13 protein-coding genes are annotated in these 15763 nt (G+C 72.1%); 1 reads left to right on the top strand and 12 read right to left on the bottom strand.

Translation table 11 applies throughout. The annotated features are described in order from the left end of the window. Window positions 1-4 precede the first annotated feature (4 nt). From ABZX61_RS01665 to ABZX61_RS01610, 12 genes are all read right to left on the bottom strand, one after another. Window positions 5-928, bottom strand: a complete 924-nt coding sequence (locus ABZX61_RS01665; protein WP_355190650.1) for a hypothetical protein — start codon at window positions 926-928, stop codon at window positions 5-7. After that, window positions 925-1521: a hypothetical protein gene (locus tag ABZX61_RS01660; RefSeq protein ID WP_355190648.1), complete on the bottom strand. Its 597-nt coding sequence runs from the start codon at window positions 1519-1521 to the stop codon at window positions 925-927. The genes ABZX61_RS01665 and ABZX61_RS01660 overlap by 4 nt, the downstream gene beginning before the upstream one ends. After that, the gene (locus ABZX61_RS01655; protein WP_355190646.1) at window positions 1518-4220 is read right to left on the bottom strand and encodes a BTAD domain-containing putative transcriptional regulator; all 2703 of its coding nucleotides are present in this window, start codon (window positions 4218-4220) and stop codon (window positions 1518-1520) included. The genes ABZX61_RS01660 and ABZX61_RS01655 overlap by 4 nt, the downstream gene beginning before the upstream one ends. 69 nt (window positions 4221-4289) lie before the next feature. Beyond that, window positions 4290-4700 (bottom strand): flp pilus-assembly TadE/G-like family protein, encoded by a 411-nt coding sequence (locus ABZX61_RS01650; RefSeq protein ID WP_350728313.1) that lies wholly within the window; start codon window positions 4698-4700, stop codon window positions 4290-4292. Further along, window positions 4697-5089, bottom strand: a complete 393-nt coding sequence (locus ABZX61_RS01645) for a TadE/TadG family type IV pilus assembly protein (RefSeq protein WP_350728312.1) — start codon at window positions 5087-5089, stop codon at window positions 4697-4699. Before ABZX61_RS01645 ends, ABZX61_RS01650 begins: the two co-directional genes overlap by 4 nt. Continuing rightward, a complete protein-coding gene (locus ABZX61_RS01640; RefSeq protein WP_350728311.1) occupies window positions 5086-5514 on the bottom strand; it encodes a TadE/TadG family type IV pilus assembly protein in 429 nt (142 codons plus the stop codon). The genes ABZX61_RS01645 and ABZX61_RS01640 overlap by 4 nt, the downstream gene beginning before the upstream one ends. Next, window positions 5501-5731, bottom strand: a complete 231-nt coding sequence (locus tag ABZX61_RS01635; protein ID WP_350728310.1) for a hypothetical protein — start codon at window positions 5729-5731, stop codon at window positions 5501-5503. The genes ABZX61_RS01640 and ABZX61_RS01635 overlap by 14 nt, the downstream gene beginning before the upstream one ends. After that, window positions 5731-6603 (bottom strand): type II secretion system protein, encoded by an 873-nt coding sequence (locus ABZX61_RS01630; protein ID WP_355190643.1) that lies wholly within the window; start codon window positions 6601-6603, stop codon window positions 5731-5733. Before ABZX61_RS01630 ends, ABZX61_RS01635 begins: the two co-directional genes overlap by 1 nt. A 40-nt stretch (window positions 6604-6643) precedes the next feature. After that, window positions 6644-7489 (bottom strand): type II secretion system F family protein, encoded by an 846-nt coding sequence (locus ABZX61_RS01625; RefSeq protein WP_350728308.1) that lies wholly within the window; start codon window positions 7487-7489, stop codon window positions 6644-6646. Between the two features lie 4 nt (window positions 7490-7493). After that, on the bottom strand, window positions 7494-8789 hold the full coding sequence (locus tag ABZX61_RS01620) for an ATPase, T2SS/T4P/T4SS family (protein WP_355190641.1): 1296 nt from the start codon (window positions 8787-8789) through the stop codon (window positions 7494-7496). Next, window positions 8786-9502: a hypothetical protein gene (locus ABZX61_RS01615; RefSeq protein ID WP_350728306.1), complete on the bottom strand. Its 717-nt coding sequence runs from the start codon at window positions 9500-9502 to the stop codon at window positions 8786-8788. Before ABZX61_RS01615 ends, ABZX61_RS01620 begins: the two co-directional genes overlap by 4 nt. A 1-nt stretch (window position 9503) precedes the next feature. Then, window positions 9504-10175, bottom strand: coding sequence for a hypothetical protein (locus ABZX61_RS01610; protein ID WP_350728305.1), 672 nt, complete (start codon window positions 10173-10175; stop codon window positions 9504-9506). A 559-nt stretch (window positions 10176-10734) separates the two neighbouring features. Here ABZX61_RS01610 and ABZX61_RS01605 point away from each other — a divergent pair. After that, window positions 10735-15747, top strand: coding sequence for an FtsK/SpoIIIE domain-containing protein (locus tag ABZX61_RS01605; protein ID WP_355190639.1), 5013 nt, complete (start codon window positions 10735-10737; stop codon window positions 15745-15747). The last annotated feature ends 16 nt before the right edge of the window (window positions 15748-15763 follow it).

Raw genomic sequence — 15763 nt, 5'->3', positions numbered from 1 at the left:
CCGCTCACGGCTTGACGTTGCTCTGGATCTCGCCGACCGGCACGTCCCGGCTGGCTCCGACCTGTACGGGCGCGAACTGGAACGGCACCACGTTGTCGGCCACCTGGACCGGCCAGACGGTGGTGACAGTCAGCGTGTACTTCTCGCGCGGCTGGTCGATCGCCGAGCGCAGGTAACGCACGCCGCAGGTGAACTGGGCGCCCTTCGCGTACGGCTTCCCGGACGGCCCGCAGCCCTCCTCGTGCACCTCGGCCCGGTCCTTGGTCGTGCCCGGGTCGATCTTGATGTCCTGGAGCGTCGCCACCAGGGTCACGCTCATGACGCCGGGGATCGACGCCGTGACCGTGCGGCGCGGCTGACCGACGTTCTCCAGCCAGACGTAGGTCGGGAGGTTGACGAAGCTCTTGGCGTCGGGGTTCAGCTTGACCGTCGGCTCCGGGACGGTCAGCGCGGCCCTGGCGATCTGCGCCAGCTGCTCGATCGTGATCCCGGACGGCGGCGTGGTGTTCGGGGGCATGAAGATGAACTGTTCGAGGCCGCCCCAGCAGGCGGCGCCGTTCGGATCGGCCTTGTTGTACGCGGGCACCCACCACCGGCCCGGCTTGCCGAGCTTGTCCTTGAACTGCTGGACGAAGGCCCGGAAGCTGTCCTCGTCGATGCCCGCCCGCCTGGCCGGGCCCGCGCCTTCGGTGTGCAGCCGGAACATCTCCTCGGCGTCCAGGCTGGGCTCGTACCAGCAGGGGCGCGGGATGCGGTAGCCGTCACCCGAGCCGCCCTTGCCGTCACCGGTGATCTTGATGGTGCTGGCCTCCAGGCTCAGGGTCGTCGTCCGCCCGCGCTGATTGCCCTTGACGTCCACATCGCCGGGTCCCGGGCTCGGACCGAGCGTCAGCGGCACCGCGAGCAGTACCGCGAGCAAAGGTTTCATCGGGTGCATCTCTCTGTGGAGGTGATGTAGGACCTGATGCGCCACACCCCGTCATCACCGCGATGGGCGACCACGCTCTGGCCGTAGGGGGCGCGCAGCCAATCGGGTTGGGGCGCGACGGCCTTCCCGGTGCGCGAGGAGATCATCCGCACGCCTGACTCGTCCACGCACGCGTTGATCTGAGCGCCTTTGCCCATGCGGGCGCTGACCCGCAGGTTGTAGAGCCGGCCCGTCCCGCGCATCGACTGCTCCTCGTCGATGAACTCGTTCACCCACTCCGTCGCCTGCTCCTCGGCCTGGATCTCGAGATTGCGCCGGTAGCCGCGGGTCCCTTCGACGACGGCCTGGCGGGTGCCCACGTACTGGTCGACGATGACCTTCAGCAGCGGGTCGGGGTCGGCCGGCCACTCCACCCGCACGCGCAGGCCGTCGCCGATGGCGATGCTCTGGGGGCCGGCGGGCAGCGTCTCCTCCGGCTGTGCGGCTTTGACAGAGGGTTTCGCCGGCGTGGGCTCCGCCGCGGGCGTGTACGGGCGCTCGGCCTGCCCGCAGCCCGCCAGGACGATCATCAGCAGCACCACGACTCGTCTCATGCCGACGACTCCCTCACCACATGGATGCGCCACGTGGGCAGCAGTTCCTCGATCAGTGCCTCGGTCTCCGGGGCCATCCCGCCGCCGTACGGGTGCGAGGCCGCCCTGCGGGTCAGCCCCTCGACGACGGCGCGCAGCCGTACGGTGTCCTCGGTGGCGTGCGTGGCCCGCAGCAGGTCGCGCCAGAGGCCCTCGTCGTCCACCGCCAGGAGCAGGGCCGCGCGCACGGCGGCCACCGCGGCGTCCGGCTGCCCGTGCGCGAGCCGCAACTCGCAGAGCTGGTGCGCCGCGTCGGCCACCTCGGCGGCCACGTCGTACTCCAGGTCCTCGGCCGCCAGCCAGGCATACCGGCCCGGCTGGCGGCCGCTCAGTAGCGGGCCTCTGACCAGGCCGAGCGCCTTCTCCAGCAGGACGGCCCGGGCCGTCGGGTCGCCGTTCGAGCGGCGTACGAGCTCGCGGAACAGCGCCCAGTCCGTACGCACCTCGGGCCCCAGGCTGATCCGGCCGGCCTCGTCGGTGTGCAGGTGCTCCCGCCCGAGCCATTCGGCGACCCTGGCGATCGTGGCGTCCCTGACCATGTCCTGCACGCCGCGCGGCCAGAGCACCCCGCCCAGCACCGAGGGGTGCACGCCGCCGGGATGCGTGGCCAGGTAGACCAGCAGCTCCGCGGCCAGCGCCAACCGGCCCTCCTCCAGGGGCCGCAGGCCGATGACCTCGATGGGGCCGAGCATCCTGATCTCGACGGCGGGCGGGTGCAGCCCCGCCAGCGGCTCGGCCTCGGAGACGGCCTCGCCGTCGACCTGGGAGGCCGTGCGGAACAGGTCGATCAATGCCTGGTAGTGGCGGCGGGGCAGGAGCTGGGCCTGCACGTCGAAGCCCAGCTCGGCCATCCTGGCCCGGCCGTCGTCGCCGATCTCCAGCGTCCAGGTGGCGTGCGGGACCTCGCCCGCCAGCACGTAACCGGCGGTGTCCCGGCGGGCCAGCAGCGCCAGGCGCCGGGCCTCCTCGTGCGTGGGCGCGACCGCGGACAGCAGGTAGTGGGCATCGCGCGGGCTGCCGGTGATGCGCCCGGTCAGCACCTCCCTGCGCGGCGCGGCGATCGCCTCCAGCTCGGGCAGCACCTCGGCCAGGCCGCCCACGGCCCTGATGCGGTCAGGCGCGATGGCGGTCAGCTCCTCGCCGAAGCCGACGAGCGTGATGCGCATGCGGTCGGACCAGCGGTTGGTGGCCAGCTCGACGGCGAGGGCGGCCAGCGCGGCCGTGGTCTGCGGGCCGCGCACGTTGATCAGGCCCTGCGCGGCTTCCAGGTCGATGAGCACGCGCCCGCCGGCGTCCGTGCCGATGGAGACCAGCCCGGGGTACGGCGCCCCGCCCGCCTGCTCCTCCAGCAGGCGGCCCTCGTGGGCGGGCAGCCGCCACACCTGGCCGCCGTCCTGGGCCATCCACGGCGCGGGCGCGTCGCCGTCCGGCGGGTGGATCCACAGGTCGAGCGTGCGGGCCGACAGGTGCGCCCCGTACACGGTGGGCGGCGTGCGGTTCTGGGCGGCCAGCTCGGCGCCGAGCAGCCGCAGGCCGATGTCGAGGATGCGGGCGCCCGGCGCGTCGCCGCCCAGCCTCAGCGCGACCTCGGCCTGGGCGGCGTCGTCGCGCGGGCGGGCGATCCGGCGGCCGAACACCCTGCGCCAGAGCTGCTCGCGGCGCCGCCTGGCCAGCACGACCAACAGGCCCGCGGCGGCCAGCGAGGCCGTGGCGAGGTAGTCGGTCAGGTCGGTCGTCTGGCTCTGCCGGATGGTGGCCTGCGGCCGGTCGGGCTGCTGCTGTTGATCCGGCTGGCGGTGCTTGGCCTCGACCTTCTTCTCGGCCTGGCCGGTCTTCGAGTCGGCGTGCCGGTCCGCGTGCTGACCCACCGACGCCCTGCCGGGGTGCTCGCGCAGGGTCTGCTCGCGGGGCTGGTCGACGGGGACGACGTGGGCGTGCCTGGCGTCGTCCGGCATGTCGAGCACCCAGCCGGGCCTGATCAGGTCGGCCATGCGCAGGCGGGAGCCGTCTGGCTGCTCCTTCGCCTGATTAAGCCGGTAAATTTCGGGATATCGGCGGCCGTCGCCGAGGCACTTCTCGGCGATCTCCCACAGGCTCTCGTGGTGCCGGCCGTGCGGCGGCTGCACCACGTACACCTTCTTGGTCTTGTGCGTGTCGAGGGTCGTCTTCTCGATGATCGGCGCGGAGTACGCGACCGCCGTCACGGGCGTGGCGGCCGGCGTGGGCGCCAGCTTGGCCAGCGGCACAACCATCGCACCCGCCGTGAACAGCAGCAGCACCGCGCCGACGAGCTTGTTGGCCAGCGCCTGCGTGCCTCCGGAGAGCGGCACGCGGGCCGGCATGCCGACCCTGCGCACGCCCGCGTACACCTCGACCAGCACGCACACGAACAGCTGGAACCAGGCCAGCCACACCAGCAGCACCAGCACGGCCACGACGGTGCTCGGGCCGACGCGGCTGGTGAGCAGGTCGAGGTCGAGCAGCTCGGGCGCGATCGGCGGCCCCACGAACGTGAGCAGCGCGTACGGCACCCCGCCCACGAGCGCGACCAGCACGATCAGCGATCCGATGCCGGCGAGCACATCTCCGGCGCTGCGCCTGGCCTTGACGCGCACGGGCGTGTGACGTCCGTGTGGGCGCGCGGGCTCTCGCGTCGGCATCGTCTCTCCCTTCCGCCGTCCAGGGTCGTGCTCGTACGCTCACCGATCCATCGACCGGTGAGTTTCGGTCTATCTCGCTTCGGGCGCGGCGACGGCCCGGCCGGTCATCTCGGTGCCGGGAAAGCCGATCGCGCTCAGGAAGAACGCCTTCCAGGGCACCGACACGGTGACCGTCACCTGTGCCTGTCCCTGGCCGACGGTGCACTCGCCGCGGGTCACACCCTCGCCGCCCTGCGCGGCGACGATCTCGTCGGCCCTGGCGCACACCTGGTCCTCGCCGAGCAGCCGGGTCTGGCCGGTGGAGCGCAGATGGTCGACGTCGATCTCGTCGGCGCCGGCCCGCGCGGCCTGCTCGGCCACGTCGGCCGCGCGCAGCCGGGCGTTGATCGCCGCGCCGCCGTCCACGAGGAGCCCGGCCAGCAGGAACACGACGACGGAGAACAGCACGGTGAACACCGACATCGACCCCCGCTCCCTCATTCGACCCTCCTGAACTGCTCGATCGGCACCACCGCCGTGCCGGTCATCCGCTTGACGCCGCCGAACCCCAGGAAGCCGAGGTCCAGCTCGCAGCTCACCTCGGCCTGGACCTGGCCGCCCTGCTCCCACGCGGAGCCGTCCAGCGACACGGACGGGGACCCGCAGGGCCCGGTCAGCGTGCTGTCGGCGATGGCCTTGGCCGCGGCCTCGGCGTCGTCGAGCGTGCGCTGCACCGACGCGGCCCGGGCCGCGTCCCTGGCCGCCCCGTTGACCCGCCCCTGCGACTCCACCAGCACCCCCGCTCCTGCCAGGAACATGAGGAACAGCAGGAAGAGCGGGGCCAGCATCACGGTCTCCACGGCCATGGAGCCGCGCTCCGGCCGCCTCACGAGCAGTCCCCGCCGCCGTTGTCCGGGCGGAAGCACTCGACCGGCCCGCCCGCGGTGGCGGTGATCGTGAACGTCAGCTCGGGCAGCAGCGGGATGACCTGTACGGCGCTGCCGGTCACGGTGACGAAGCGCTCGTCCGGTTCCTTCTCGGACGTCGTGGCCTTGGCGCTCTGGAGCAGCTTCGGGCCGACGGCCTGGATGATGTCGGTGGCCTTGGCGGTGGCCTGGCCCGGCCAGTCACCGGAGTCGAACGGCGCCGCCCTGGCCACGCGCGCGCCCTCCTGGGCGGCGGCCTCCGCGACCTGGCGGGCGTGGAACCAGAGCGCCACCTGCACGATGAGCAGCGCGACCGCCAGGATGATCGGCATGAGGATGGCCAGCTCGATCACCGTCGCGCCCCGCTCGCCCCTCCTACGGATTACCACCGGTGTCACCGCCACCGCCGAAGGTGCCTTGGAGATCGTTCTGCCTTCCTTCGACCAGCGACTTGATCAAGGTGGCCAACCCGAGCGCGACACCGGCGATGATGGCGGTGATGATCACCCACTCGACGGCGGAGGCCCCGCGGGTGGGGGCGGTGCGGGCGCGCTGGATGCGGACACCCAGGTACGCGGTGAGGTAAACGATCCAGGGATGGTTCATCAGGACCCCAACATCTTCATAGCGGCGGGAAAACTGAGAAAGATCACGAAACCGGCGCAGAGCAGCAGCTGGGCCACGAGCATCGACTGCGACCGCTCGCCGGCCCTGCCCTCGATCTCCGCCAGCTCGCGGCGGCGCAGCGTCGCGGCCCTCGCCGTCAGCGACGCGCGTACTTTGGCGCCGTCGTCGGCCACCAGGCCGAGCGCGGCGGACAGGTCGCGCAGCTCGTCGATGTTGATCTCCTCGCCGAGCTGGCCGAGCGCCTGCCACGGGGTGATGCCGACGATCCTGGCGCCGCTGAGCGCGTCGCGGATGCGGCCCATCGCCCAGTTGGGCTGCTCGCCGCTGACCGAGACGGCCATCATGAGGGCCTCGGGGACGCCGCGGCCGCCGGCCAGGTTCATGGAGACGAGGTCGAGGAACGCGCCGACCACATGGCGGAAGTCACGCCGCCTGGCCGCCGCGTCCTTGCGTATCTGGAGGTCGGGCAGGAAGAAGAACAGCAGCGCGACGAGCACGGCGGCCCAGAACGGGATGGCGAGCGAGGTGCCCCACTCCATGAGCACCAGCCAGCCGAGCAGCAGCGGGAAGGCCAGCAGGCCGCTGGCCGCCAGCAGCACCTTGCCGGCCAGGAACGCCTCGAACGAGCGGCCGAGCAGTGCCAGGTCCGCCTTGATCGACCTGACCTCCCAGCCGCGGGCCGCGTACAGGCGGGCCAGGCGGGCGCCCAGGCCGCGGCGGAACGCGCTGACCTCCTCCTCGGGCAGCAGGAGCTGGATGCTCGGAGCGCCCGCGTCCTCGCGGACGGCGTCGAGCGCGAGCAGCCGCGCCACCAGCCCCGGGCGGGCCGGGAAGAGCGCCCGCAGCAGCACGAACAGGCCGAGCCCTAATACGGCCCCGCCCAGCGCGCCCTCAACCATCGCCGCCGCCTCCTCCCATGAGCAGCCGGGTCGGCTTGTCGAACCTGGCCAGCCGCCGCATCCAGGCGAACCCCGCTCCGAACAGCCCCGCGACCACCACGAGCACGGCCTGGCCCAGCAGGCCCCCGTACTCGGCCACGTAGGAGGGGTTGAACAGGATGAGGAGCCCGGCGAAGACGAGCGCGGTGATCACCACGATCTGGACGCTGCGCCTGGTCGAGCGGCGTTCGGCCTCGACGCGGCGGCGCATGTCGAGCTCCTCGCGGGCCGAGACGGCCAGCGCGCCCAGCACGTCGCGCAGGCCGGGGCCGCGCAGCCGGGAGTTGAGGATGAGCGCGGCCACCACGAGGTCGGCCGACGGGTCGTCGAGCTCGTCGGCGAACAGCGCCAGCGCCTCCGGCAGCGCCATCCTCGTGTGCAGCCGGTCGATCATGGCGCGCAGGTGGGGCCTGAGCATGGGCGCGGCGGCCCTGATGGACGACGGGATGGCCTGTTCGAGCCCGGCCGCGCCGGCGATCGTGTCACGCAGGGACTCGGTCCAGGCGGCGAGCCCTTCGAGCCGGCGCATGGCGGCGCGCTCTTCGGCGGCCCCGCCCGACAGGCCGCGCCAGGCGAACACGAGCAGCACCGTGCCCACCGCCATGACCGGCCAGCCGGTGATGATCAGGACGAGTCCGGCCGCTACCGCGGCTATCGCGGTGCGGGTGGTCAGCATCTTGATCAGGTGGCGCTTGGGCTGGGGCGGGCGGGGGCGCATGCCGTACAGGGAGATGAAGAACAGGAACAGGCCGCCGCCTATGATCGCTCCGGCCAGCAGCGCGAACGGGTCGAAGATCACCTCGTCACCACCCTCCCGGCAGGTAGCCGTGGGCGGCGAGCTCGTCCAGGCAGGAGACCGGCGCGTGCGGGACGGCGGTGCCGTCGGGGCCCGGCACGAACACCTCGCTCGACAGGACGCGGCCGTCGCAGCCGTTGACCTCGCGGATGCTGGAGACGTAGCGGCGCAGGGTGCCGCCGACGTGGTAGTCGTTGCGCTTCGTGATGAAGACGACGAAGTCGATGGCGCCCGCGATGAGCATGTGGGTCGCGTCGATGGGCAGGCGCTCGCTGGCCTGCAGGGCATAGGTGGAGATGCGGTTGAAGACCTCCATGCTGGAGTTGGCGTGGATGGTCGACAGGGAGCCGTCGTTGCCCTGGGTCATCGCGTTGAGCATGGTGACGATCTCGTCGCCGAGGACCTCGCCGACGATGACGCGGCTGGGGTTCATGCGGAGGGAGCGTCTGACCAGCTCGGCCATGGAGATCTCGCCCTGGCCCTCGGAGTTGGGCAGGCGCTGCTCGAAGGCGACGACGTTGGGGTGGAGCTCGGAGAACTGGTCGAGGCCCAGCTCCAGGGCTCGTTCGACGGTGATGAGGCGCTCGGTGGGCTGGATCTCGTTGGCCAGGGCCCGCAGCAGGGTGGTCTTGCCGGCGTTGGTGGACCCGGCGATCATGATGTTCTTGCGGGCGGCGACGGCGGCCGTCAAGAACCTCGATATGTCCCGACTTATCGTGCCGTTGCCTGCCAAGTCGGACAGGAAGACCTTGCCGAGGCGGGCGCGGCGGATCGAGACCGCCGGCCTGACGGTGACGTCCATGACGGCGCTCAGCCTGGAGCCGTCGGGGAGGCGCAGGTCGAGCTGCGGGTTGGCGGTGTCGAAGGGCCTGCTCGACAGGCCCGAGTACGCCGCCAGGATCTGGATGAGCTCGATCAGCTCGTCGTCGGACTCGGCGACCGGGTCGTGCATGAGCTCCTGGCCGTCGGCGTAGCTGACGAACACCCTGTCGCAGCCGTTGATGTCGATGTTCTCGACCTGGGGGTCGTCGAGCAGCGGCTGCAGCCTGCCCACGCCGAACAGCGCGGCGTGGATGCCGGCCGCGAGCGCCTCTTCCTCCTCGACCGTGGGGGGCGTGCGGCCGAGGCCGATCTCGTTGCGGGCGTGCTCCTCCAGGACCTGGGAGATCAGCGCCCGGGCGAACTGGCGCTCGTCCTCCCCCGTCATCGGGGGCAGGCCGTTGGCCTGGTCGAGCCGGCGCTGGTGGGCCAGGCGGTCGCCGACCTCCTGGCGGAAGCGCTTGACCAGCGAGTGATCGATCATCGGTGGCTCACCAGCCTTCCCGCCAGGTCTCTCGCGGTGCGGATGAGCAGGGACCGGTCGAGCCGTCCGCCCCACTGGCCGCGCAGCAGCTCGGCGCCCTTGGGGTCGTGCGCGAGGCCGTACACGTACTGGACGGCCGGGCCGACGATCCTGCGTACGTCGTCGATGGAGGCGCGGTAGTTACGCGGGTCGGCGATCACGGCGACGCCGTGCGCCTTGGTGATCTGGAGGCGTTCGCGCAGGTGGGCGACGTGGTCGAGGGTGGCCCTGGTGAGCAGCACGACCTGCTCGGCCTCGGCGAGCAGGTCGCCGAGCTGCGCGTGCGCGCCGAGGCGGCCGCAGTCGGCGATCACGTCGGCGTTCGGGATGCCGGCGAGTGCTCTGCCCAATGGGCCCCACAGCCAGGTGAGCCCGGCGGCCTGCTCGCCGTGCGTGAGCCCGACCAGTACGTCGAGACCGCCGACGATCTTCTGCGTGTGCTGGTGGATCTGGGCGGGCTCGAGCCCGCGCCGCGCCGTGGCGCCGAGGGTGAGCAGGCCCTTGCCGGGGTTCAGGACGCCGCCGTCGGCGGCCGGGAGCCGGTAGGCGAGGTCACCGCCCGCCGGGTCGCATTCGGCCAGCAGCACGGGCCGCGGCCACACCGCCGCCAGGGCGGTCGCCGCGGTCGTCACACCCGGCGCGCCCTTGTCGGCGGCCAGTACGATCAGCGCCACGTCAGCGTGCCCCCGGTAGCTCGGCCACCGCGATCTCGCCGCTGGAGGCGAACGCCACTATTTCCGGTGACGCTGATGAATCCACTATTACCGTGATCTGGCCGGAATTCGCCGTCCTCGACTTGTCGCCCACCGAGAACACGAGAGCGCTTTCCGCCAGCACCCGCGTTTGTCCCTGGGCCGAACGGCTGGGCACATATATCACCTGGACCCGGTCACCCGCTTCCACTCCGGCGGGCATTTGCCCTGGCTTGAGGGCCAATCCGACGGTCGCCTTTCCGGGGCCCAGCTCGCTGCTCTGCTTGACGCCCATCCGGCTCGTGAACAGCGTGCCGGGCAGGACCGTGACGGTCGCGAAGCTGTTTTCCACCTTGCCCCGCTCCGACCAGCTCACGTAGTCGATGCCGCTGTCGGCCGCGATCTGGACCTCTTCCAGCATCTGCTCGGTGAACTTCTGGCCCGCGCCGACCTGCTGCGTCACCCGGATCGCGGAGACGCGGTCGCCGCTGCGCAGCACGAGCAGGGTCGTGGCCAGCGCGCCGCCCAGAATCAGCAGAACGGCAAGGGCGGCGAGGGCCGGCTTGCGTTCGCGAGGGGGCACGGGGAGCTTGCGCGAGGCCGGGCCGGACAACCCCGCCGCCGCGTTGACGGCAGGCTTTTCACTGGTCCTCATGGGTGGGGGGCTCCCAATTGAATCGTGGAATTGCCGCCATTATGTGGGGCGGGGAGGGGGCGTGGGGGCGGAATGCGAGGACCCATGCTTGTTTCGCAGGTGACAGGACGCCAATGCCGAATAATCGATGCCGGTTCTTTCTACCGAGTTGACGAACAACCATTTCTCCGGCTAGTCACCACCCCAATAACACCCACCACACCATTCACTCCCATTACCCCCACCCACCCCAAGCCTCTTACCCCACCACCCCAAGCCCCCTACCCCACCCGGCCCGACGACCACCAATCGCCCAACCACGCCCACGGCCGGACGCAACGCCCCGCGACCTAACCAAACGGACACCAATCCCATACACCGCGGCCTCCACACCCACCGCCCCGACCAAGCCACCCACCCCCGCCAAAGAGCGGAGACCGGTTATCCACAGCCATCAGGAGCCCCAACCCGCGCTCATCCCCAGCACCAGCCAGCCATGCCATTGCCGTCAACCAACCCGCCTACCCTCCCTTCGGGCGCTACCTTTGGGCGCCCGAGGTCCGAGCGAGGAGACGGCATCATGCGGATCATGCTCACCGTGCTCGGCGGGCAGGGCGACCGTGACGTCGTGATCGACGGCGACGACGGCGCCACAGTGGCGAGGGTGAGCGAGGCGCTCAACGATCACGGGCCGCTGGCGAAGGTCGTCCGCCTGCCCAAAGCACGAGCCCCCTACGGCATGTCGACCCCCGAGGACACCGGCGCCCACGTGCCACACCCCCGCCGACCGGAGCGCACCGCGACACAGGCGGCGCAGCCGAGCGCCGCAGGGGCGGGAGCGGCGCCGGCCCTCTGGCGTGACGGCCGCCCGCTCGATCCCCGCGCCCGGGCCGCCGCCGTGCTGCGCGACGGCGACAAGATCACGCTGGACCCCGCGCTCGCCCGCGAAACCCTCATCGAGGAGCCGGGCGGGGTGGCCGAGGTGCGCGTGGTGGGCGGCCCGGCGGCCGGCGCCGTACACCGCCTGGGCCTGGGCGTGCACGTCATCGGCTCCGACCCGATGTGCGCCATGACCACCGCCGACCCCGTCCTCGCCCCGGAAGCGGTGACCGTACGCGTGACGCCGGACGCGATCACCATCGAGCGCGCCGGGCGGCCGCCCGGCGAGGCGCCCAGGCTGAAGCTCAAGGGCAGGTGGGCCGAGGAGGTCGCCGAGCTCACGGCCCGGGTCGCGGAGCGGGAGGCGGCCGAGCTGGCCGCCGACTACGGCGAGGTGCCCGAGCTCGACGGCCGTCCGCTCACGGAGCGGACCGAATGGCCCGACCAGGCCGTGCTCACATGTGGTTCGTCGGTGTTCGTGCTGACGTCGATCGAGCCCAAAGACGCGCATCTGGCGCCCAGGAGCGAGGGTGGCGTGTCCTACAACCGCCCGCCCAGGCTCCGGCGCTCCGAGCCCGAGCGCAAGTTCGTCAAACCCAAGGAGCCCTCCAGGAACGAAGGCCTGCGCCTGCAGCTGCTCGCCGCCCTCCTGCCCGCCGTGCTCGGCGTGACGCTCGCGTTCGCCCTGAAGCAGCCGTACTACCTGCTCGTCGCCCTCATGACCCCGGTCATCATGATCGGCCAGTGGTGGAGCGACCGCCGCCATGGCAAGAAGCAGCACAAAAAGGCGCTCAAGGAGTACAACGAGCAGCTCCAGGCGTACGACGAGGCCGTCGAGCGGGCGAGGGTGGCGGACGAGGCCGCTCGCAGGTCGGACGCGCCCGACCCGGCGCAGGTGCTGCTCACCGCCACGGGGCCGCGCAGGCGGCTGTGGGAGCGCCGGATCCACGACGCCGACTCGCTCAGGCTCAGGGTCGGGCTCGCCGACCTGCCCGCCAACCTGGAGCTGTCGGAGGAGCAGGGCGGGCCCATCGATCCGCCGATGTGCCACTCCGTTCCGGTGGCACTGCCCATGCGCAGGCTGGGCGTGGCGGGCGTCACGGGCCCGCGCGCCGCGGCGACCAGCCTCGCGAGCTGGCTGATCGCCCAGGCCGCGACCCTGCACAGCCCCCGTGACCTGGCCATCGTGATCGTGTCCGCGCACGCCGACGGCGAGCACCGCTGGGGCTGGATGCGCTGGCTCCCGCACTGCTCCCCCCGCGCGGGCGAGGAGTGCGTGGCGCTGATCGGCACCGACCCCGAGTCGGCCGCCCGCCGCGTCTCCGAGCTCGCCGCCCTCATCGACGAACGCCAGAACACCGCGATCCCCGAGCTGGGCAAGATCCCCACCGGCTGGGACGACCTCGGGGGCCCGGAGAAGCCCACCTTCTCCTCGTACGACGTGCGCCCGTACGACGTCCTGGTGATCCTCGACGGCGCCCAGGTGCTGCGCGGCCTGCCCAACATGCCGCAGGTGCTGCGCCAGGGCCCGCGTTCAGGCGTGTTCACGCTCGCCATCGACGACGACCAGCGGCTGCTGCCCGAGGAGTGCCAGACCGTGGCCGCGTGCGGCACGGATGGTCTCGTACGCCTGCGCGGCGGTGGCCTCGACGTCATCGGCCCGATCCTGGGCGACCTCGTCTCCCCCACCTGGTCCGACCGGCTGGCCAGGGCCCTGTCCCCGATCCGCGACGTGAGCAGGGACGACTCGTCGGGCAACCTCCCCGGCGCCGTCCGCCTGCTCGACCTGATGAGCATGCCCAGCCCGTCCGGACAGGAACTGGCCGGGCGATGGCGCGCCCAGGGCTCCACGAGCGCGCTGATCGGCATCGGCCCCGAGGGCCCGTTCTCGGTCGACCTCAGGCTCGACGGCCCCCACGGCCTGATCGCCGGCACCACGGGCGCGGGCAAGTCGGAGCTGCTGCAGACGCTGATCTGCTCGCTGGCGGTGGCCAACCGGCCCGACCAGCTCACGTTCGTGCTGATCGACTACAAGGGCGGCGCCGCCTTCAAGGAGTGTGTACGCCTGCCGCACACGGTCGGCATGGTCAGCGACCTCGACGGCCACCTGACCCAGCGGGCCCTCGACTCGCTGGCGGCCGAGATCCGCCGCAGAGAGCGCCTGCTGGCGGCGGCCGGGGCCAAGGACATCGAGGACTACACGGGCACGGGCATGCCGCGCCTGGTGTTGATCATCGACGAGTTCGCCGCCCTGGTGGCCGAGCTGCCCGACTTCGTCACGGGCCTGGTCGACATCGCCCGCCGTGGCCGCTCGCTGGGCATCCATCTCATCCTGGCCACGCAGCGCCCCGCGGGCGTGGTCACGGCCGACATCCAGGCGAACACGTCGTTGCGCATCGCCCTGCGCGTGACCGAGCCCGCGGAGTCCTCCGACGTCATCGACCTCCCGGACGCCGCCCACATCTCCAAGTCGACGCCCGGCCGTTGCTACGTCCGTTCCGGCGTGGGGGCCGCGACCGCCGTACAGACGGCCAGGGTAGGAGGCCGCAGCCCCGCGCCAGGTTCGACCGGCCCGCTCGCCGGGCCGGGCGCTGCCATCAGGGTGCTCGACGTGAGCTGGCGCTCGCTGGGCAAACCTCTGCCGCCCCCTCCGGAGCCGGAGGAGGACTCGACGGTCACCGACCTGACCCTGGTCGCCGACGCCCTGATCGAGGCCACCCACCTGACCGCGGCCCCCGTCCAGCCCAGTCCCTGGCTCGATCCCCTCCCCACCCACTTCGTCCTGGATCTCCCGGCCCTCACCACGCCACCCTCGGCGACCGCGCCCACCGCATCCTCACCTTCCAACGCCGGCTCCCCCGCACCACAGACGGCGCCTCCCAACCCGACGAAGGGCGCTTCCAGGCACGTTCCAGGGATCGCCGCCCATGACCACGTTCAGGTCTCCGTGAAGGGCTCGGCCCAACCTTCCCTCGGCCTCCCCGGACACCCACCCCTAGGTCGCCCCGCGCCCCTTCACCCCGCGGGCCCAGGCCATCTCCATCCATCGACCCCCCGCCCCTCCGGAGGCCCTCTACCGGCCGCCGCGCAACCTGACCACTTCCCCTCCCGCCCGGAGCCCCACGGCGCGGGATCCCCGTCGGGTGCGTTCGTCGAGGTCCCACCACTGCCTTACGGCCTGACCGACCGTCCGTGGGCGCAGGACCGAAGCCCTCTCGCGCTGGACCTGGCCCACGGAGGCCACCTGCTCATCGCGGGGGCCGCCCGCTCCGGCAGATCGACGGCGCTACGCACGATCGCGGGCTCCATCGCGGCCCACTCCTCCCCGGAAGACGTCCACGTCCACGCGGTCGACTGCGGCTCCGGGGCGCTCCTGCCCCTGGTCACGATGCCCCACTGCGGCGCCGTCGTGACCCGCGACCAGATCGACCGGGTCGAACGCCTGCTCACCCGCCTGCGTGCCGAGGTCGGCCGCCGCCAGCAGCTCCTGGCCGAGGCCGGGCACGCCTCCCTGGCCGAATACCGCCAAGCCGGCCACCGCCTGCCCTGGCTGGTGTTCATGCTCGATCGCTGGGAGGGCTTCGTCGCCGCCTTCGAGAGCTACGACTACGGCCGCCTGATCGAGTCACTGCTCCAGCTCATGCGCGAAGGCCCGGCGGTCGGGTTCAGGGCCGTGGTCACCAGCGACCGGTCGGGCCTGCTCGGCCAGGTCTCGACGGTCTTCGACGACCGGCTGCTCCTGCGCCTCTCTGACTCCTCCGACTACGGCCTGGCGGGCTTCCCCCTCAAGGGCCTGCCCTCCTCGATGCCGCCTGGCCGCGCGCTCTCGATGGGCGAGCACGGCATCGTGGAGCACCACATCGCGCTGCTCTCCTCCGACCCGTCGGGCCCGGCCCAGGTCGCCGCGTTCCAATCCCTGGCCCGCACGTCGACGACGGATTCGGCGAGCCCTCGACGGAGTCCCGGTCCCGCTCACGGGCGGTCCGCCGGTACCGGGCAGGGCGGCTGGCAGTGGGACGGCGAGCCCCCCTTGCGGGTGGACGCCCTCCCCATGCGCGTCACGGCATCCCAAGCGCTCGCCCTGGACGCCACGTTCACGCCCCCGTCCCCGCTGTGGGCACTGATCGGTGCCGGCGGCGACGCCCTGGCGCCGCTCGGGCTCGACCTGCTGGCCCACGGGCCCGGCGCCGTGATCGCCGGTCCGTCCCGCTCCGGCCGCTCGTCCGTCCTGCTCACCGCCGCCCACTCACTCATCGCCCGGGGCACGCCCGTCATCGCCATCGCCCCCAGGCGCAGCCCGTTAAGGGAGCTCAACGGCGCACTGGCCGTGCTGGACGGCAACGCCGCCAACCTGCCGGAGCTGGTCGCGGAGCTGCAGCAGTACGTGGTGCTGGTGGACGACGCCGAGTTGATCAACGCGGACGGCCCCTTGGGGATGGCGCTGGAGGAGGTGCACCGGGCGGGCCGGGACGGCGATCACGGGCTGCTGATCGCCGGCACGACCGGGGATCTGGCCGTCGCCTATCGCGGGTTCGTCGCCGAGACGCGCAAGGCCCGCACCGGGGTGCTGCTGGCCGTCCAGAGCCAGGCCGACGGCGACATCTTCTCGATCCGCCTACCCCGCGGAACGGTCGGCGGCCCCCCTGGCCGAGGCTTCCTGGTGAGAACGGGCAACATCACCCCCATCCAAGCGGCACTCCCCGACGACGCCTGACGTACGAGGCCCAATA

The sequence above is a fragment of the Nonomuraea sp. NPDC003709 genome (assembly GCF_040610775.1).
GTDB classification, from domain to species: Bacteria; Actinomycetota; Actinomycetes; order Streptosporangiales; family Streptosporangiaceae; genus Nonomuraea; species Nonomuraea angiospora_A.
Note: the sequence above shows the minus strand (reverse complement) of the source record. Positions and strands in the feature narration are given on the sequence as shown.